Below are 19,553 nucleotides of genomic sequence, written 5' to 3'. Positions count from 1 at the left end.
TAAATATAACACAACGTTCTCACATAAAGAACATGACAAATTTAATCGTTTTTCTTGATAATTTTTAATGTATAGATTGAATAAATTACCAATAAAGCCGCTCCTACGATCGACATTGCAAGACCTGCCTTGAATCCTTCAGGTGTGTAGGTAACTCTGATGTCATGAACTCCCGCAGGTACAGGAATAGCCATAAGACCGTAATCGGCTTTTACTATATCAGTATCCTGTCCGTCAACCGTACAGCTAAAGCCTTCTGTCGCAGGAACCGAGAAAAATACGAGTCTTCCTTCCCCAAGATTGGCTGTCTTTGCGCTGAATCCATATGTATCGGTTGTAAATGATGTACATGCGGTCTGTGCTCTCTTTTTACACTCTTCCGTAAACTTGCTGTAAGTCAGACTTGCATTGGATAATTCCTCAGACTTCATCTCTTCCATTCCAAGTGAATCGGCATATTTGACCGCATCTTCAGTTGAAAGGATAAGGACTCTTGCAAGTTCATAGTCATAATCCGCAGGATCGAGGTCGCCCCACTCATCTTCGGTTATGTAGTAATCATACGCAAATCCCATAGGGATGTAATTTGAATTCTCAAATACGTCAAATCCGTCCTGATTATCACGGAATGAATATCCTTCTGTACCCTCTCCGTCATTGAAGAGCCTGTTCTTACTAACCTGTTCATTTTCCATGTAATATCTTGCAGATAAGATTGAACGGATACCTGCTCTGTTTACTGGAATATTGGTCTCAACGGTTCTTGTGATTCCTGCAGCGCCGTCAAGGAAATCAAAGATCTCAGACGGAACCGTACTTAAGAAGCAATGAATCGAAGGTATTCCCCAGACCATATCGTAGTTGGTCGATGTGCTGTCAACTTCACCTCTGCAGAAACTTGACTGATCAACATTAACCTTGTTAAAGAGCATCTGATTCTGCCACTTCTCTTTTCCCCTGTCGGAAATGATGGAACTTCCGTTGACGATGGGAACATATGTAGAAAGAACACAGCTTACGATTACAATTCCGAGAACAAGATGATCTCTGAAGCTGATGTGCATTCTTACTTTCTTTTCTTCAAACATCTTCTGTTCAAATTTAAAGCGCTTCGGTATAAGGAATATCGTAACCAAAAGCATAAATGACAGAATTGAAGACCAGAGAAGATCCTTTAAAAAGATGTGAACATTCTCAGTCATGTTGAAGAATACAATATCTCCCTTGTCATTCTTGGAAGGAAGAAGGTATACAAAAACAAAGAACAGGAACATTATAACCGCAGCAACGGCGCCCTTTTTCATCTGTATTGACTTTCCACGCTCAGCAGCCATTGAAGTCATAAGACACATGATAAGGATGGGCATATAGAACCATCTTGCATAGTATGAACTGTTAAACATAGAAAATGCCGCATTTAATACAGGCACCACTGCTATAACCGCACATACCGTGATAAGTGTCTTCTGCCAGGTCTTTTTCTTTTTATTCTGTAAAAAGAATGCTATAACGCCTGAAATTCCGAACAAAGGAATATAAGCCGCAAGAGATGCATTCTTAACGGTTCCGGTATAGAAAAGTGTTCCCTTTCCGATTATGTCGGGAAGCATTGAAAGGCTCTTAACGATATCAAAAAGAAGCTTTTCGCTTGGATAAACAAGCATATCATAGCCGTTTATATAATTATCAAGTCTTGTGTTGCCCTGAACACCGACAAAAGCCTGCAGAAGGAAAAATCCCGCAAACAAAACTCCCACAACTCCCGAAGCAAATGCTCTTCCGAATCTGACCGCAATGATTTCTTTATCTTCAAGATCGACATATCTGATAACGAAATAGATAATCAGAAAGACAACCTGTCCGAAGAAAAAGTAGTAATTCACGATAGACATAAAAGCTGTCATAAGCGCAAACAATACAAACGGCTTTCCTGCGAACTTATACTTACCGTCTTCTTTTGCGGGCGCATTCATAAGATTGTCAAATGCCAAAAGGAACAGTGGGAAGAATGCAACTGCATCCGTGAAATGGTTGAACACTATGTTGCATGCGTTAAATCCTGAAAATGCATAGAGATAACCACCGATCATGGCATAGGTATACTTATGTACATATTTTCTGATATACAGATAAGCACATGTAGCCGATACGGCATATTTAAGTGCCATCAGAAAAGGCATCATGAAAGGTATCGCACTCTCAGGGAAAAGAGTGGTCAGCCAAAAGAACGGACTTCCCCAGAGATAAAATGCAAAATCTCCAAACATTGTTCCGCCCAGATCGACATTCCAGTTCCAAAAGAACTGTCCGTTTCGTACCGCTCTGTGTGCAAGGATATAAAACGGGATCTGCTGTACATTGTAGTCGCCATAATAAAAGAAAGGCATTCCTCTCTTGATGAGAATAGGAAGTACAGCGATCACATACATAAGGTATGCGCTAAGAAACATTACCACAGGCACATACCAGCTTTTTTCCGTAATTTTTTTCTTAGTATTAGTAGTTTCCAAACCAGTATCCAATATAATCTCCTCGTATATAAAAAAATGCTTAATCTAAAGAAAAAAGAGTGTCGCCATTTAAATAAACGACACTCTTTCTATATTATCCCTATTTTGAAACAATTTCAATTATATACGGATTAGTTGTTGATAAGCTTATCAGACTCGTTGTTCCAGCTGTAAAGCTTTCTGATCTCCTCACCGATCTTCTCAGCGGGATGCTCAGATGCAAGCTTTCTCATAGCCTTGAAGTGAACCTGTCCGCCTGCCTCTGACATATCAAGAAGGAATTCCTTAGCGAAGCTTCCATCCTGGATGTCCTTAAGGATCTGCTTCATAGCCTTCTTTGTCTCAGGTGTGATAACCTTAGGTCCTGTGATGTAATCACCGTACTCAGCTGTGTTAGAGATTGAATATCTCATTCCTGCGAAGCCTGACTGATAGATAAGGTCTACGATGAGCTTCATCTCGTGGATACACTCAAAGTAAGCGTTTCTGGGATCATATCCTGCCTCAACAAGAGTCTCGAAACCGCACTGCATAAGTGCACATACACCGCCGCAAAGAACTGCCTGCTCACCGAAGAGGTCAGTCTCTGTCTCTGTTCTGAAGTTAGTCTCAAGAAGACCTGCTCTTGCTCCACCGATTCCTGCACCGTAAGCAAGTGCAAGATCAAGTGCCTTACCTGTAGCATCCTGCTCAACAGCAACAAGGCAAGGTGTTCCCTTTCCTGCCTGGTACTCTGAACGAACTGTGTGTCCGGGAGCCTTAGGAGCGATCATAGCAACGTCTACATCCTTAGGAGCCTTGATAAGTCCGAAGTGTACGTTGAAACCATGAGCGAACATAAGCATGTTGCCGGGCTGAAGGTTGGGCTCGATGTCCTCTTTGTACATCTTAGCCTGCTTCTCATCATTGATAAGGATCATGATGATATCAGCCATCTTAGCAGCTTCTGCTGTATTGTAAACTTTAAGTCCCTGAGCCTCAGCCTTAGCCTTGCTCTTTGATCCCTCGTAGAGACCGATAATTACGTTGCATCCTGAATCTTTAAGGTTAAGTGCGTGAGCATGTCCCTGTGAACCATAACCGATAATTGCAATAGTCTTACCCTCTAATAATGAAAGGTTACAATCTTCCTGATAAAAAATACGTGCATCCTGTGACATTTCTTTTTCCTCCGTTTTTCCTTTTAAGGTTTTAAAAGTTTATATATATTTTGAAAGATCAAAATCATATATTATCAATAATTAAACATCAATCATCTAAGTAAATGACCTTGTCTGTTCCTCTTCCGAGTCCAGCAATTCCTGTTCTTGCAAGTTCAAGGATCTCATATCCCTCAAGAAGTTTAAGGAACGCATCAATCTTGGACTGGTTACCTGTGATCTCAACAATGACCGAATCAACGCTGACATCGACAATATTTCCTCTGAAGACATTTGCCGTAGCAAGAATGCTCTGTCTCTGCTCGGCAGCCGCCTTAACTTTGACCATGGCAAGTTCTCTGTAAACACTGTCCGAAGGCATAAGTTCGTGAATATCTCTGACATCCACCAATTTGCCAACCTGTTTCTCAATCTGATCGAGTATGACGTCGTCTCCCGAAGCCACTATAGTGATTCTTGTGTATCTGGGATCGGCTGTTACACCGGCCGTGATACTTTCAATATTATATCCTCTTCTTGAAAACAAACCCGAAATTCTCGAAAGAACGCCGGGGTTATTATCTACGAGAAGCTGAAATACTTTTTTCTGCATTTTACTTTCTGCTCCTTTGATTATTTCAGGATAAATATGCACCCTGTTTTTTAACCAATTATATGCATTGTAGCACTACAAGCACACTTGTTCAACAAGTTTTTCTTTTTCACTTTAATTTTTTACCGATTCAACTCGATAAAGCGCTGTATTGACGGATTTAAGCCGTCATTGTTCTTTGCATTTTGTAAGTGCAACCGTTCCGGTGCGCGCAATCTCGACAATACTTACACTTCTGAGCATTTCGATAAAGAGTTCTATTCTTTCAGACGTATCACAGATCTGAATGATCATCATGTTCTTTGACATATCAACTATCTGAGCATTCATGATCTCACAGTTTTCCATGATGTCTCTTCTGTTTTCTTTATTGTATTTTACTTTGATGAGCATAAGCTCTCTGTTTATACTAAGGCTCTCTTTAAATGTCTTTACCTTGATGACATCTATTTTCTTATTGAGCTGTTTCTCGATCTGTTCGATCGTGCGCTCATCTCCCGATGAGACAATTGTCATGCAGGACACGCTCTTATCAGCAGTCTCACCTACAACAAGTGAATCAATATTAAAATTTCTTCTCGAGAACAAACCGGATACCTTGGAAAGGACACCTGCTCTGTTTTCTACAAGAACTGAATAAATACGCTTCATATCTGGGCTCCTTATCTAATATCATATGTGACAGCGATCATCACTTCTCTTTTGTAAGTTCCATGGGATCTACACAGACTTCCATAAGAGCCGACTTATCGTCCTTTAAGAACTTTTTGATCTCGGCGTCTATGTCGCTGTTTCCGTCAACCTTCTCATAATCCATTCCGTATGCTGCGGCAATAAGAGAAAGATCGGGATCACCCTGAAGTTCAACCATGGAATAATTGTCGTTATAAGCAAAGTGCTGATGCTCTCTTACCATTCCAAGGAAACCGTTCTTCATGACAACAATCTTTACGTTTATTCCGTACTGTCTCATTGTTGCAAGTTCCATCATCGACATCTGGAAAGCACCGTCGCCGGTAACCGCAATAACCTGCTTTTTCTTATCTACAAGTTTTGCGCCCATAGCTGCGGGGATTGAATATCCCATTGTTCCCATACCGCCTGATGTAATGAATCTGCCGTTCTTTACTATATGATATGCGCAGGACCACATCTGATTCTGTCCTACGTCTGCAACGTAGATCGCATCGTCCTTCATAAGCTCTGAGAGTCTTACGATGAAATCCTTTGGCTTAACATAACCGCTCTTTGCGGGCTTAGCCTTAACAGCCGCATCTTTCTTGTAACCGTTTAAGATCTCAAGCCACTCTGAATGATCGTCCGCATGCTCGTCCTGCTCAAGGAAATCAGCAAAAATATGCTTAATGTCACCTACAAGCGGAATCGTCGGTCCGACATTTTTACCGATCTCGGCGGGATCTACATCAATATGAACCATAACCTTATTCTCGGTTATAAGATCGGGTCTGTTTACCGCTCTGTCAGCGACTCTCGCACCTACCATAAGAAGAAGATCCGACTCGTTCATCGCTCTGTTTGCATAGCTCTGGCCGTTATTTCCGACCATTCCGAAATACAGAGGATGTTCTGTAGGCATTACGCCGATACCCATCATTGTAGAAACAACAGGCACACTGTTAAGTTCGGCAAACTTTCTGATCTCAGCGGTAGCCTTACTTAAATGAACACCGCCTCCCACGCAGATAATAGGTTTCTTAGCCTTCTCAACTTCTTTTATGACTTTCTTTATCTGAACCATATTTCCCTTAACGGTGGGCTTATAGGTTCTCATGGAAATTGTCTCGGGATAACTGAATTTTCCTTCAAGCTGCGCATTCTGCACATCAAAAGGAATATCTATAAGGACGGGTCCCTTTCGGCCTGTTCCCGCAAGATAAAAAGCTTCTTTAAAAATTCTGGGAATGTCATTAACATCCCTCACAAGATAACTGTATTTTACAAAAGACTCGACAGCGCCGGTAATGTCAGCTTCCTGGAAAACATCGCTTCCGATCATGTCGCTGTTTACCTGACCTGTGATAGCAACAAGAGGAATACTGTCGGCATAAGCCGTTGCAATACCTGTAATAAGATTTGTGGCACCCGGGCCCGAAGTCACGGCACAGACACCAACCTTACCACTTATCCTCGCATATCCGCTTGCACAATGTGCGGCATTCTGCTCGGTTCTTATAAGTACTCTCTTGATGTCAGTTTCGAGAATCTTGTTCCAAAAAGGATCTATCGCAACTCCCGAATAACCGAATACAACTTCTGTCTTCTCTTTTTCAAGGCATTTTACTATAGCCTCAGCTCCTATCATGTCGTTCCTCCAAAATCTATTCTATTAGTCTATGCTTAAAATCTGTTTTACCAGCCTCACTGCATCTGCGGCATCGGTTGAATATCCGTCCGCGCCGATCTCTTCCGCATAATCGGGAGTTACAACGGCGCCCCCTATTATTATCTTGGAATCAAGATTTTCTTCGTGAGCAAGGTCGACAACGTTTCGCATCTCTTTCATTGTTGTGGTCATAAGTGCGGAAAGAGCGATTATGCTGGCGTTGTTTTCTTTCGCAGCCTTTACTATCTCTTCCTTGGGCACATCTTTTCCAAGATCGATGACGTTGAAGCCGTAATTTTTAAGCATAAGTGCCACCAGGTTCTTACCTATATCGTGAATATCGCCGTGCACGGTTGCGATAACTATTGCAGGAAGTTCCTTGCCGTCGTCATCACTGCCCTTAAGAAGCGGCTCAAGATAAGAGATTGAAAGCTTCATCGCTTCAGCTCCGGCTATAAGCTGCGGAAGGAAGTATTTACCCTTGTCAAAAAGGTCACCCACTTCGTTGATCGCAGGCATCAGGACGGTGTCCAGAATAACCCTCGGCTCGATTCCCATATTCACGGCTTTTTCGGTGTTCTTAACGATGCTGCGCTTAGAACCCGTGAGCACATCTTTTTTTATTATATCAAGAATGTCTTCATTAGAGTTAGTGGTGATTTTAACCTCTTTTCCCGAAGGTGCACCACTTTCATTCTTCATTTCATATCTTTGCATCCTCTGGATGTAGCGAAGATCGGCGCCTTCTTTCTTCTTAAGAAGGTCTGATGCAAACGCGGCATTTACCAGCATTTCCTGAGAAGGGTTGGCAATTGCCATCGAAAGTCCCTTTTCTATTGCCATGGTCAAAAACGCAGTATTTACGTTACTTCTCTGAGGAAGTCCGAATGAAATATTTGAAAGTCCGCATATTGTAGCGAAACCGTTTTTATAACAATAATCAATTGTATCAAGCGTATTGAGCGCCGCAGCGGGATCCGCTCCGACTGTCGCAACAAGACCGTCGACAACAATGTCCTGTTTTGTCATGCCCATATCTTTTGCCATCTCGGAGAGCTTAACGATATTGCCGATTTTCTCTTCGGTGTTCTTGGGAAGTCCCTCCGGATTAAGCGGAAGAAGGATGAACATAGCTCCGTACTTCTTCGCAATCGGAAGAAATACCTCTGCTTTACCCTTCTCAAGTGATATGGAATTCATAAGCGCTCTTCCCGGATACCTTCTAAGAGCCGCTTCCATAACCTCCGCACTACTCGTATCAAGGCAAAGAGGAAGATCCGTTATGGAAGTAACTTCCTCCATAACCGTGAGCATCATGCCCTTTTCATCAATTCCGCTCATGCCGACGTTTATATCAAGAATAGACGCTCCGTCTTCTTCCTGTTTCTCAGCAAAGTCGATTACCATATCAAGATTGCCCTCGCGAAGCTGTTCCTGAAGTTTCTTCTTACCTGTAGGATTTATTCTCTCACCTACTATCATGAAAAGATCGTCCATTCCAAATGCCAGACTACTTCTTTCTGAAGAAAGATATCTCTTTGAAGAATCTTTTCTGCGAATGGGATTTCCTTCATCATCTCTTATCGTAGAAGGCTTCAGATCGCCGTATCTTTCTTTGAGCCCGCTTATAAAGTCGGGAGTTGTTCCGCAGCATCCGCCAAGGACAGATGCACCCGCATTTATAAGCTTCTCCATCTCAATTACAAAAGTCTTGCAGTCCATGTCATACTCGGTGTTTCCGTTTTCATCGACTGAAGGAAGTCCTGCGTTAGGTTTTGCAATGATCGGAATACTTGTTACAGAAGCCATATTCCCAATAATCTCAACCATCTTATCGGGGCCCGTCGAGCAGTTCGCACCTATCGCACATGCGCCGAGAGCTTCCAATGTTATGGCACTTGCCGCAGCATCTGAACCAAAGAGAGTTCTTCCGTCCGCTTCAAAAGTAAGAGTTACCATTACCGCAAGATCGGACACTTCTTTTGCCGCAATGAGCGCAGCTCTGCATTCCTGAAGGCTCATCATCGTCTCAACAACAAGAAGATCACATCCTGCGCCTTCAAGTATTCTTATCTGTTCTTTATAAACATCTACAAGTTCTTCAAAATCAAGGTCGCCAATAGGCTTAAGCTGCTTTCCCGTCATGGTAAGGTCGCCTGCGACAAGCGCTCTTTCGCCGACCGCTTCCTTGGAAAGCTTGACCAGTTCGGAATTTATCTCTTCAATTCTTCCTTCAAATCCATAATCTGCAAGCTTTATCCTGTTTCCCGTAAAAGTGGGAGCATAGACAATATGAGAGCCTGCCTCCGCATAAGCACTCTGCAGATTTCTCAAGACATCCTTATGATTAAGAATCCAGTCTTCAGGGCATACTCCGACCGGCATTCCTGCTTTTATGAGATTGGATCCCGTAGCTCCGTCAAGGAATATTACCCTGTCTTCGCTAAATTTCAAAAATTCTTCTCTGGTCATAGATCATTTTCCTTTTACACAAATCTTTTGCTCAAAAACTATCGGGGTAACATAAAAAATCATCAAGCACAGTATCATCACCAACACAGGTTTAACCCGCATTGACGGATAAGGAATCACCCCACTGTATGATAATCTATCAAGTACCGCAATAACAAGTACATGATAATAGTAAATTACATCAGAACTCTTTTTACCGATCTTATACAGATACTTTCCGCAACCGGCTTCGCACTCGGACAAAAGAAATATTCCGACAACCGCAATAAGCGATCCTACATAGACTTCTTTTTTTCCAAAGATAAAAGTCTCTGCGACCGAACAGGCAATCCCTGCCGCGATCATAAGAATAAATACGGGCTTTTTCTTTGTCATCACTTCAACATAAGAATCGCCGTATTCCTGTTTCTTTTCCCTGAAAATATCAGACAAAAAAATTCCTATAAGCACAAACGGAAGGCCGACAAACAGCCAGTTTCTCATAACATACCACGTTGTAATGCTGATATCAAAAGGTCTTATCGGATAATAAGTCTGAAGTGCCTCTCCAAAATATAACATAAAAAGAAGGCCCGCAATCAGCCACTTGTACCATTTTCTGAGAACTCCGGCAAATATATAGATCAGCCCGATCGCATAAATGAGTGCAAAGAGAAACCACATATGATCGAACGTAAATACAGAGTCATAAACAAAAGTACCTGAATTAAAAAGCACAAACCAAAGCGCTTCCTTCGGAGAATATTTTGATACAAGCCACTCTTTTATCGAATCGCCAAGATAAATATGAATTAAAAGAGAAAAAACAAAATAAACGGCATAGACAATTCCCGTTATCTTAAGTAACTTAACGAGATATCTTCCGCTCTTTTCCCTGATCTTATCTGTATCTTCATCCCCGTCTCGTAAAAGAAATCTTCCGGACAACGCAAAGAAATAAGGCACCGCTATTCTGCTTACGGCATCCATCGCTGTTCCAAAGTTTCCGGGAAACCTTGTATGTATCACGATAACCAGCATGCATGCTATAAAATTTACAAGATATAAGAATTTGTTTTCTTTCATTATTTTGGCCATTTCAGAAAAGAAGCACTGATATTACTCAGTGCTTTCTGTATCTTCTGTAACTTCTTCTGTTTCTTCAGCTTCGTCATCATCACTTATAGTAGCAAATTTGAATGCATCTTCGGTAGTTACCGAAACGCCTTCATCCGTGGGATTTTCCCCGTGAAGAACCTGCAACATTATGAAGGTTCTTTTATTTGCACGTTCGTAATACTGACTTGCAAGAGATAAGCTCTCTTCATCAAACTCATTGTCATATGCTTTGTGATAGCATTCATTCGCCATCTGCATATAGTCTTTTGCCTCGGATGCAATATCCGCAATACCTGAAAATTCATTCGGAACTTTGAGTTCCCCCATAGCCTTATAGGCCTCATTCATCTCATCAAGGTAACCGAGAAGTTCCTCTTTTGCAGAGTCGGAATCAGGATTTATACCGTTTATCGAACTGTCATACTCCGCAAGTTTGTCGTAAAACTCCGACATACTTGTCTTATACGCAGAAAGAGCACTATCCTCTTTCTTTCCACACCCCGTCATAATTGTTAATACCATAAAAAATGTCATACTAAGAACAACATTAACAATCTTGAATTTTCTCTTCTTTTCCAAAACAATCTCCATATCAATCAACGTATTTTGATGCAGCCTTAAGTCTTGTAAGCGCTCTTGCAAGACCGGCCTGTGATTTCTTGAATTCCTTGATGGACTGCTTCTGCTGCAAATGTTCCATCGCGAATTCATAAGCCTCCCTAGCTCTCTGTTTGTCGATATCCTCGGGTTTCTCTACAGTATTTACAAGCACGATACATCTGTTGTTTGCAACCTGAACAGAACCAAGACTAACCACACCATAAAGCCACTCCCCACCGGGCTTTTTAATCTTGATCACACCGTCAGATAACGCAAGGATCATTTCCTCATGATTGGCAAGTACGGCGAGCTCACCGTCTGCGCAAGGTAAAATGATCTCTTCCGCCCTGTCGTCATAAAATATTCCGTTGACGGAAATTACCCTCAGTCCGAAGGTCATTACCTTATTACCATTCATATTTTATGCCTCTATCTGCTTTGCTTTTTCAACGACTTCTTCAATAGTACCGACGTTGAAAAATGCAGCTTCCGGATACTCGTCCATCTCACCGTCAATAATGGCCTTGAAACCTTTAATGGTATCGGCAAGAGGTACAAACTTTCCTTCTATACCCGTAAACTGTTCAGCAACATGGAAAGGCTGAGACAAAAATCTCTGAATCTTTCTTGCTCTGTAAACAGTAATCTTATCTTCATCACTAAGTTCCTCCATACCGAGGATTGCGATGATATCCTGAAGTTCTTTGTACTTCTGGAGTATCTCCTGAACCTTTATTGCGGTCTCATAATGCTCTTTTCCAACAATGTCCTCTTCAAGGATTCTGCTTGAAGATTCAAGAGGATCTACCGCAGGATAAATACCCTGCTCAACAATCTTACGTGAAAGAACCGTCGTAGCATCAAGATGCGCGAATGTCGTCGCAGGAGCAGGATCCGTAAGGTCATCCGCAGGCACATATACGGCCTGAACGGATGTAACCGATCCAAGTCTGGTTGATGTAATTCTCTCCTGAAGCATACCAAGATCCGTTGCAAGAGTAGGCTGATATCCAACCGCCGAAGGCATTCTTCCGAGAAGTGAAGAAACCTCTGAACCCGCCTGTACAAATCTGAATATGTTATCTATGAAAAGAAGTACGTCCTGGTGCTTTACATCTCTGAAATACTCAGCCATTGTAAGCCCTGTCTCCGCAACACGCATTCTTGCTCCGGGTGGCTCATTCATCTGGCCGAACACAAGCGCTGTTTTATTAATAACGCCTGATTCATTCATTTCACTCCAAAGGTCGTTACCTTCACGTGATCTTTCTCCAACTCCCGTAAAGATTGAATATCCGCCGTGCTCCGTCGCGATATTCTGGATAAGTTCCTGGATAAGGACGGTCTTACCTACACCGGCACCACCGAAAAGTCCGATCTTACCACCTTTTGCATAAGGTGCAAGAAGATCGATAACCTTTATTCCCGTCTCAAGAATCTCAACTACGGGACTCTGATCGACAAGCCTCGGTGGTTCTCTGTGAATATCCCATTTTTCCAATGTCTTCACATCACCTTTTTTGTCGATCGTATCTCCGAGAACATTAAACAATCTTCCAAGGACTTCCTCTCCTACAGGAACACTGATAGGTCCACCCGTGAGATAAACTTCCATATCTTTGCTCAGTCCCTCACTGGGAGAAAGCATGATGCATCTTGCAACGTTGTCACCGATATGCTGTGCAACTTCCATGACACGCTTCTGGTCTTCGACCATTACAAAGAGTGCATCACTGATATAAGGAAGATCGCTGTCCTCAAATTTTACGTCTACAACAGGTCCCATGACCTGCAAAATCTTACCGTTTTTCAACTGTAATTCCTCGTTTTCTGCTTATCTTTGTTTCTCTCTTTGGCTTTTTTGGCATTCTTAAGAGCTTTCGCTCCGCTGACAACCTCAGTTATTTCCTGAGTTATCATTGCCTGTCTCTGCCTGTTATAGGTTCTTTGAAGTTCGGCGATCATTGCCTCCGCATTCTTATTCGCGGAATCCATCGCCATCATTCTGGCACTCTGAACACTGCAAAAAGCCTCAACCAATGCTCCGTAAATAAATCCCGTAACATAATTGGGAACTATATTATCCAGGATCGCCGAAGGGCTTGGCTCCATAAGGAACTCTTCGAGTATGGTTCCGGTCACCGGTTTTTCTCTCTTGATATCGGTAATGATCTCAAGAGGAAGAAGCTTTTCAAACTTAGTATCAATCTTTGTTCCGTGAACGGTCGTATAAATAATATAGAACTCGTCCAGTTTTCTCGAATAGTAATAATCAAGAATTTCCGCCGCTATTTTCCTTGCTCTGTGAAGAGTGGGATTCTGCGACGTAAACATGAATGATTCCTCAATATCAACATTCTTGGAAAGGAAATGAAAACGGCCGACCTCACCTATGACAAAGAGTTTCCAGCCCCCTTTATCAGCTGCAATCTTCTCTTCGGCAAGCTTTATGACATTGTGGTTATAAGAACCCGCAAGTCCCTTGTCGTCAGTGAAGATGATGTATCCTCTCCTTCGCTCATCCTCAGGGATTTCAAGCCTCGTCTCCAGGAAGATATTATCAACACCTTCCGGTAAATGTCTTACAAGACGTGAGATCATTGCCTGCGTGGAAAAAAAGAACGGCTCGGTATCAGTGAGCATCTTCTTCGCCCTTCGAAGCTTTGTAGAAGAGATCAGATACATCGCATTTGTAATTTTTCTGGTATCGTTTACACTGTTTATACGATCCCTGATTTCTTTAATGGTCGCCACTTTCCAATTCTTCCTTAAGTCTCTTGTTCTCGCTGTCGTTGAAAGCATCAACGGCTTCGATAATTTTCTTCTTTAACTGATCGGACAAATCTCCGCTCTTAGAAAGTTCTTCGCAGATATCGCCCTGTTCCGTATCGAAATAAGCAAGAAGTCTTTCTTTGTATTCCCTGACTTTTTTAACAGGGATCATATCAAGTCTGCCCGCACCGACAGCAACCAGAATGATTACCTGCTCATGCATTGCAAGCGGATGCTCAAGCGGCTGCTTAAGAAGTTCCATAAGAACATTTCCGTGTGCAAGCTGATTCTTGGTTGTCTCATCAAGGTCTGAACTAAACTGTGTAAACACAGCCATTTCTCTGTACTGTGCGAGATCCACTCTTATACTTCCCGCTGCTTTTTTCATCGCTTTGGTCTGAGCCGCGCTACCTACACGGGATACGGAAAGTCCTACGTTAACGGCAGGTCTCATTCCCTCAAAGAACAGGTCACTCTCAAGGAAGATCTGTCCGTCTGTAATAGATATAACGTTGGTAGGAATGTATGAAGATACATCACCCGCCTGTGTCTCAATGATAGGAAGTGCAGTAATTGAACCTCCTCCAAGTTCCGATGAAAGTTTACTTGATCTCTCAAGCAATCTTGAGTGCAAATAAAATACATCTCCGGGATACGCTTCTCTTCCCGGTGATCTCTCAAGAAGAAGTGATATTGCTCTGTATGCAACGGCATGCTTGGAAAGATCGTCATAAACAATAAGGCAATCCTTACCCTGATGCATGAAATACTCAGCCATTGCTGTTCCTGAATACGGCGCAATATACTGAAGCGGCGCCATATCTGATGCTGTTGAGCTTACAACTATCGAATAGTCCATAGCTCCCGTCTTCTTAAGTGTCTGTATGATCTTTGAAACGGTAGATGCTTTCTGACCGATTGCAACATATATACATATTACGTTTTTGCCCTTCTGGTTAATAATGGTATCAAGGGCAATCGATGTCTTACCGGTCTGTCTGTCACCGATAATAAGCTCTCTCTGTCCGCGTCCTATAGGGAACATGGTATCAATAGACAAGATTCCCGTTTCCATAGGCTCATTTACGGACTGTCTCTCAATAATTCCGGGTGCCGGCTGTTCAACCGGTCTGTATCCGGATTCCTTGATATCTCCAAGTCCGTCAATAGGCGTTCCGAGAGCATCTATTACTCTTCCGATAAATGCTTCTCCGACAGGTATTCCGGCTTCCTTGTAAGTTCTGACAGCTCTTGTTCCCTGTCTGATGCCTGTATCGTTTCCAAACAGGATACATCCGATGTGATCTTCACGTATATCCTGGGCCATACCTTTGGTTCCGCCCTCAAACTCGATGATCTCGCCATAGAAAGCATGCTCGATACCGTCGATATTAGCGATTCCGTCTCCAACCCAGGTTACCGTTCCGACTTCTCTGTCACCTATTGCAAGATCAAAGTTCTCAACTTTGCTGCTGAGCATACTGATGATCTTGCCGGTTTCTCTGTCTCCGGTCTTCCTGCTTAAGTTATTTAATTCTGCACGAAGCTGCCTTGCTCTTCCCGCATCGGACCAGTCGTATTCAAAGTTCTTGCATGATACGATGAATCCGCCTCCGATAGAAGTATCCTGAACAAGTTCCATATCAATTTCCGGAACGTCAAACTTCTTAAGGAGTATTCCCTTTATCTTGGAAAGCTGTTCCTCACTGGGAGCAATGCCCGCATAGCGCAGTTTAGCTTTCAATAATTCACTCATTCTTTGCTCCGGCTTCGTTTATAAATTTGTCGTATAATTCTTTGTCGTCGGCAGCACTGTGCTTGGTAGCGGCAATCTTGGATGCCGCATCTATAACCATATCTGTAAGCTGAGCTGCGTATACCTCTTTGGCACGTTCATTCTCAACTTCGGCATTGTGCTTAGCCTCAACAATGATCTGATCGCCCTTTTTCCTGGCGTCATTAACAATACGCTCATATTCCGCATATCCCTGCTTCTTGATGTCGCCAAGGATCTGCTCTTTCTCTTCATCAACATGAGCAATCTTTTCTTCATATTCTTTTTTGGTCTCAAGCGCTTCCTGCTGAGCAGCATCTGCCGCTTTTGTAGCACTGTCCACTTCTTCTCTTCTCTGCATGAGAATAGCGTCGACCCTGCCGAAAAGAAATTTTTTCGCCAGCAAATACAAAACCAAAAGATTAAATATAGTTAAACCAATTTGTATCCAATCTACATTTAACACGTCGTAACCCCTTTTTGTCGATAATTATTTGAAAATAATAATCATAATAGCAACTACAAATCCGTAGATAGCTGTAGCCTCTGCAAGTGCACAACCCAAAAGAAGAAGCTTCATTATCTTACCGTCAGCTTCCGGCTGTCTTGCAACCGCATCTGTAGCTTTTGCAGTAGCTATACCGATACCAAGTCCTGCTCCTAATCCTGTGAATGCAGCTATAGCTGCTCCTATTGCTGTTAAATCCATTTTATTTCCTCCTTGTGCCGTATTATTCAACGGCTTCTTTAATGTATAATGACGTCAAAAAGACAAAGACATATGCCTGGATTGCTCCGTCAAATATGTCAAAATACAAGCTAAACATTGCCGGTACGATTACCGGTGCGACAGCTTTGATAAGCTCCATGATAACCGTAGCTCCGAGAATATTACCGAAAAGTCTCATGCAAAGAGACAACGGTCTTATAAGAAGCTCCAAAACATTCATAGGTGCGATCACAGCCATTGGCTGTGCAAAGCCTTTGATCCAGTTCCTGAAGCCCTTCTTCTTAAAGCCTGCGGCTTCAACAAGAATAATGCTCATGATTGAAAGCGCTATCGTCACGTTAAGGTCCATGGTCGCAGGTACAACACCAAATAATCCGACCATATTGGAAAAAGCAATGAATATAAGCACCGTTGCAATATAATCGGCATATCCTATTGCCTCTTCTCCCAGCATTCCGCCGGTAACGCCTCTTATCCATAACACAAAACTTTCAACCGCGGCCTGGCGTTTTGAAATATTATGTACCTTAAAATCCCTTGTAAGGATTAGCATAAGAATAAACAAAACAAGCATAACCACCCATGTCAGGACAACGGACTTATATATTTCCAAAGTTCCGCTTCCGACAGGAATTCTAAGGAACGTTTTATCTTCCATCAAAAGTTCATTAAGAATCTCTTTTAAATCCATAGCGTATACCTTCCCCAAAAATATACAATAATTATAGAAAATCCACTTTAATAATGCAATGTAAAAAAAAGCCTTAACTTTGCTTAATTTGGTGTTTTGGCAAAGTTAAAGCTTTTGATATTATTTTTGTACCATGTTTTATATTACTTCTATACTGTCTCTGTCGGCGCTTGCTTTGATTGTCAGTTTATCATATGTCTTTCTGTCTTCCTCAATTCTAAGCACCATTCTGTCAATGACAAACACCGTTCCGGAATAAGCAACTTCGGTAATTGTTGCTCTAGCCTCGCTTCCTTTGTCAATTTCAGCCTGGACCTTACTTTTTTTCGCTTCAAGGTCTTTTATCTTGCCTTCCTTCATTCCTATAGCAGCATTAACCTTGATCTTCCATTGCATCCTCTGTCTGTCGGCGGATGCATCCTCAGAAAGCCTGTCTCTTTGTACCTTAAGGCTATTTAGTTCCTCTTCCTCTCTGCTGATTGCTTTATTAATATTGCTGAGCTCAGCAAGTATGGTATTGTTTACGCCAAGAGTGACAATAGTCTTTGCACCGGCTTTGTTTCCGACTGATGCCGTCTCGATTCCAAAAAGGCTCTGAACACTTCCTCCGTAAATAGTTCCCACTCTTCCATATGTTCTGATAAGTCCGCTCGCAATGACATTGCAGTTTATGAAATAGTTAGCGGAAATATTTTTTCCGGTTATCGTCACACCCTCAAAGAATTTCGCCGAGACATCTCCCTTTGCTTTTATCGAGCCTCTTATGGGACATGTCGCACCCCCTTTAATGACAACATTCCTTCCGCTAACTATTTCAGAGCTTTCCATGTGACCGCCTATTATCACGTCACCCGACGCGTTAATATCACATCCGGAATGAACATCTCCGGTTATATATACTACTCCGTCATAAGAAATTTTATTATCGGTTATCTTAACTTCAGGAAGTATCATGATCTTTTCGATATTGATCACTCCGTCAACCATGCTGATGGCGCCGGAATATTTTGCAACATAAGTAACCCTGTCATTTAATATCATGAATCCCTCTCCTTTTAAGATAGGGATTTCTTTACCGTTTCTTGCACGCAGAGCCTCTCCGTATACGTTATATCCGTCTTCTCCTTTTTTCGCCTTGTGATATATCGCAATCTTATCACCGGCCTTAACCTGCTTGATTGCTTCGATATTAGAAAGATCCGCCGTTCCGTCATTTAATATCACAGGCTCCTGTTCCTGCTCCATGTCCACCAAAAATTCATAGTAGCCGTCAACTCCGTTAACAGCAGTTTTTCCTGCGGCAACAACATATTTCTCATTATGATTTAAGTTACTTAGCATATTTGAAATTGCTTCTTTGTTGATTCCGGCCATTATTCTACACTGAACCAGGAAGCTCATAATGAGATCCTCGGTATATACCGCGCCGTCATTTCGCGCAGGAAGCTTGATCCAGCATATCATCTCATCGGAAGTAAACGACAGGAACTCATCTCTGTTTTCAAGCATGTAATTAAGAAGAACAGTTTCATTGGGAACACCGTCAGTCCTATCAAGTACTTCGGCATCATGCACTTTGTGTCCTACAAAACCATATCCTTCACCCAATATGCGCTCTCTTATGCGGCGCATATCGCGGGCAGTATACATCATCGATGAAAATGCGCTTATATCAAGTCCGTCTTCTATACCGAGCCTCAACTCTCTCATCTGATCGGCCTGATAAAGAGGATTGGTATAGGGTGTAATATCAATCTGATGTTCAAGGCCTATTCGCATCTCATACATCTGTTGCCAGCCATACGATGCATCTGCATATCTTCCGACATCAATACCATTCTCAAGACCTATCCTTATCTCTTTTATCGCATCACTTCTCATGTCAGGGTTGATATATTTATCAATCGAGATTCTTTCCTTAAGGCAGATCCTGATCTGTTCAATCTGCTCCGCATCATATCGTTCTCTGACATATTGGCTTATATCAACATTATCATTGTGCGCCGCATGCAGTTCCTCAAGTATGCTCGCATTATAACTGCGTATCTGGGCATCATCAAAGAAAAGTCCGTCTTCCGCACTTTTTCTTATTGCTCTCATTTTCATGTATGGAATATCAACAGAAGCGTATTTAGAGATATCAATCCCCGCTTCGAGACCTTTTCTGATCTCACGCATTTGAAGGCTGTCAAATGCCGGGTCCTGAAAGAAAATAATGGGAACGCCCTCTCCCCTGCTAAGACCGATACGAAGTTCTCTCATCTGGTCTGCAAGGTATTCCCTCTTTGCATATGAAGATACATCAATTCCGGCAGCAATTCCCTTCCTTATCTCGGAAAGCTGCTGAACATCAAATCCCTGCTCCCTATACGAGCTCATATCAATGTTCTGAGACATTTCAAGACGAAGTTCTTCCATCTCAGTCCATGATTTTCTGGGATCCATATACTTTGCAACATCAACTTTATCCTTGATACCTTTTCGTATTTCGGAAAGCTGAAGCGCATTAAAATTAAGAGCTCTGAGCTTATCAGCATCAGCCCCTAAATTCTTGCACATCTCTAGTTCTCTCTCCAACGCACTCTTATTAAGTGAAGAGAGACCGGAGTAAGACATCGTTTCATTTTCAAGATCAAGTTCTAAATCAAGTTCCTGAGCATCCATAGATGTCACATCTCCCAACCGGTCATGAAATATCGGCCTGCAATGCACTATCAATTATCTATTTCTTATAACAATTTTATCATTATTACAATTACCACTCAAGAACTAATTAATCCCCCTCCCTTGTAAACCCAGTTCAAATCTGC

Annotated in this window: 16 protein-coding genes; all 16 read right to left on the bottom strand. The window is 42.2% G+C overall.

Going from position 1 to position 19,553, the window contains the following annotated elements:
• Positions 1-41: 41 nt before the first annotated feature.
• Complete coding sequence (locus BM398_RS00395; RefSeq protein ID WP_092335956.1) at positions 42-2,522, bottom strand: YfhO family protein; 2,481 nt, start codon at positions 2,520-2,522, stop codon at positions 42-44.
• Between the two features lie 119 nt (positions 2,523-2,641).
• On the bottom strand, positions 2,642-3,670 hold the full coding sequence (gene ilvC, locus BM398_RS00390; protein ID WP_026654682.1) for a ketol-acid reductoisomerase: 1,029 nt from the start codon (positions 3,668-3,670) through the stop codon (positions 2,642-2,644).
• Between the two features lie 88 nt (positions 3,671-3,758).
• Positions 3,759-4,262, bottom strand: coding sequence for an acetolactate synthase small subunit (ilvN, locus tag BM398_RS00385; RefSeq protein WP_026654681.1), 504 nt, complete (start codon positions 4,260-4,262; stop codon positions 3,759-3,761).
• Positions 4,263-4,430: 168 nt separating this feature from the next.
• A complete protein-coding gene (gene ilvN / locus BM398_RS00380; protein WP_026515331.1) occupies positions 4,431-4,913 on the bottom strand; it encodes an acetolactate synthase small subunit in 483 nt (160 codons plus the stop codon).
• 40 nt (positions 4,914-4,953) lie between these two features.
• Positions 4,954-6,585 carry a biosynthetic-type acetolactate synthase large subunit gene (gene ilvB / locus BM398_RS00375; RefSeq protein ID WP_092335955.1) on the bottom strand — a complete coding sequence of 544 codons (1,632 nt, stop codon included), beginning with the start codon at positions 6,583-6,585 and terminating at the stop codon, positions 4,954-4,956.
• Between the two features lie 24 nt (positions 6,586-6,609).
• Complete coding sequence (locus BM398_RS00370) at positions 6,610-9,078, bottom strand: homocysteine S-methyltransferase family protein (protein ID WP_092335954.1); 2,469 nt, start codon at positions 9,076-9,078, stop codon at positions 6,610-6,612.
• Between the two features lie 3 nt (positions 9,079-9,081).
• Positions 9,082-10,143: an acyltransferase family protein gene (locus tag BM398_RS00365; RefSeq protein WP_175531782.1), complete on the bottom strand. Its 1,062-nt coding sequence runs from the start codon at positions 10,141-10,143 to the stop codon at positions 9,082-9,084.
• A 33-nt stretch (positions 10,144-10,176) separates the two neighbouring features.
• Positions 10,177-10,755 (bottom strand): hypothetical protein, encoded by a 579-nt coding sequence (locus tag BM398_RS00360; protein ID WP_092335952.1) that lies wholly within the window; start codon positions 10,753-10,755, stop codon positions 10,177-10,179.
• A 13-nt stretch (positions 10,756-10,768) separates the two neighbouring features.
• Complete coding sequence (atpC, locus tag BM398_RS00355) at positions 10,769-11,194, bottom strand: ATP synthase F1 subunit epsilon (RefSeq protein ID WP_026654676.1); 426 nt, start codon at positions 11,192-11,194, stop codon at positions 10,769-10,771.
• 3 nt (positions 11,195-11,197) lie between these two features.
• Complete coding sequence (gene atpD, locus BM398_RS00350) at positions 11,198-12,589, bottom strand: F0F1 ATP synthase subunit beta (protein WP_092335951.1); 1,392 nt, start codon at positions 12,587-12,589, stop codon at positions 11,198-11,200.
• Positions 12,586-13,530 (bottom strand): ATP synthase F1 subunit gamma, encoded by a 945-nt coding sequence (gene atpG, locus BM398_RS00345; protein ID WP_092335950.1) that lies wholly within the window; start codon positions 13,528-13,530, stop codon positions 12,586-12,588. The genes atpD and atpG overlap by 4 nt, the downstream gene beginning before the upstream one ends.
• Positions 13,517-15,028 (bottom strand): F0F1 ATP synthase subunit alpha, encoded by a 1,512-nt coding sequence (gene atpA / locus BM398_RS00340; RefSeq protein WP_092336244.1) that lies wholly within the window; start codon positions 15,026-15,028, stop codon positions 13,517-13,519. The genes atpG and atpA overlap by 14 nt, the downstream gene beginning before the upstream one ends.
• A 268-nt stretch (positions 15,029-15,296) precedes the next feature.
• Positions 15,297-15,788 carry a F0F1 ATP synthase subunit B family protein gene (locus BM398_RS00335; RefSeq protein ID WP_092335949.1) on the bottom strand — a complete coding sequence of 164 codons (492 nt, stop codon included), beginning with the start codon at positions 15,786-15,788 and terminating at the stop codon, positions 15,297-15,299.
• Between the two features lie 24 nt (positions 15,789-15,812).
• Positions 15,813-16,031 (bottom strand): ATP synthase F0 subunit C, encoded by a 219-nt coding sequence (gene atpE / locus BM398_RS00330; RefSeq protein WP_026654672.1) that lies wholly within the window; start codon positions 16,029-16,031, stop codon positions 15,813-15,815.
• A 22-nt stretch (positions 16,032-16,053) separates the two neighbouring features.
• On the bottom strand, positions 16,054-16,743 hold the full coding sequence (locus BM398_RS00325) for a F0F1 ATP synthase subunit A (protein ID WP_092335948.1): 690 nt from the start codon (positions 16,741-16,743) through the stop codon (positions 16,054-16,056).
• 138 nt (positions 16,744-16,881) lie between these two features.
• Complete coding sequence (locus BM398_RS00320; RefSeq protein WP_092335947.1) at positions 16,882-19,407, bottom strand: DUF342 domain-containing protein; 2,526 nt, start codon at positions 19,405-19,407, stop codon at positions 16,882-16,884.
• Between the last annotated feature and the right edge of the window lie 146 nt (positions 19,408-19,553).

Origin of the sequence: Butyrivibrio sp. M55 (assembly GCF_900116865.1) — a bacterium.
Classification (GTDB): Bacteria; Bacillota; Clostridia; order Lachnospirales; family Lachnospiraceae; genus Butyrivibrio.
The sequence above is the reverse complement of the archived record's forward strand: the minus strand, read 5'-3'. Positions and strand labels throughout refer to the sequence as shown.

Excerpts from the sequence above, each read along its gene's own strand:
- BM398_RS00320 (WP_092335947.1), bottom strand. The coding sequence starts at position 19,407 with ATGGATGCTCAGGAACTTGATTTAGAACTTGATCTTGAAAATGAAACG.
- ilvB (WP_092335955.1), bottom strand. The coding sequence starts at position 6,585 with ATGATAGGAGCTGAGGCTATAGTAAAATGCCTTGAAAAAGAGAAGACA.
- ilvN (WP_026654681.1), bottom strand. The coding sequence starts at position 4,262 with ATGCAGAAAAAAGTATTTCAGCTTCTCGTAGATAATAACCCCGGCGTT.
- atpC (WP_026654676.1), bottom strand. The coding sequence starts at position 11,194 with ATGAATGGTAATAAGGTAATGACCTTCGGACTGAGGGTAATTTCCGTC.
- BM398_RS00365 (WP_175531782.1), bottom strand. The coding sequence starts at position 10,143 with ATGAAAGAAAACAAATTCTTATATCTTGTAAATTTTATAGCATGCATG.
- atpA (WP_092336244.1), bottom strand. The coding sequence starts at position 15,028 with ATGCTCAGCAGCAAAGTTGAGAACTTTGATCTTGCAATAGGTGACAGA.
- ilvC (WP_026654682.1), bottom strand. The coding sequence starts at position 3,670 with ATGTCACAGGATGCACGTATTTTTTATCAGGAAGATTGTAACCTTTCA.
- ilvN (WP_026515331.1), bottom strand. The coding sequence starts at position 4,913 with ATGAAGCGTATTTATTCAGTTCTTGTAGAAAACAGAGCAGGTGTCCTT.
- BM398_RS00325 (WP_092335948.1), bottom strand. The coding sequence starts at position 16,743 with ATGGATTTAAAAGAGATTCTTAATGAACTTTTGATGGAAGATAAAACG.
- atpE (WP_026654672.1), bottom strand. The coding sequence starts at position 16,031 with ATGGATTTAACAGCAATAGGAGCAGCTATAGCTGCATTCACAGGATTA.
- BM398_RS00370 (WP_092335954.1), bottom strand. The coding sequence starts at position 9,078 with ATGACCAGAGAAGAATTTTTGAAATTTAGCGAAGACAGGGTAATATTC.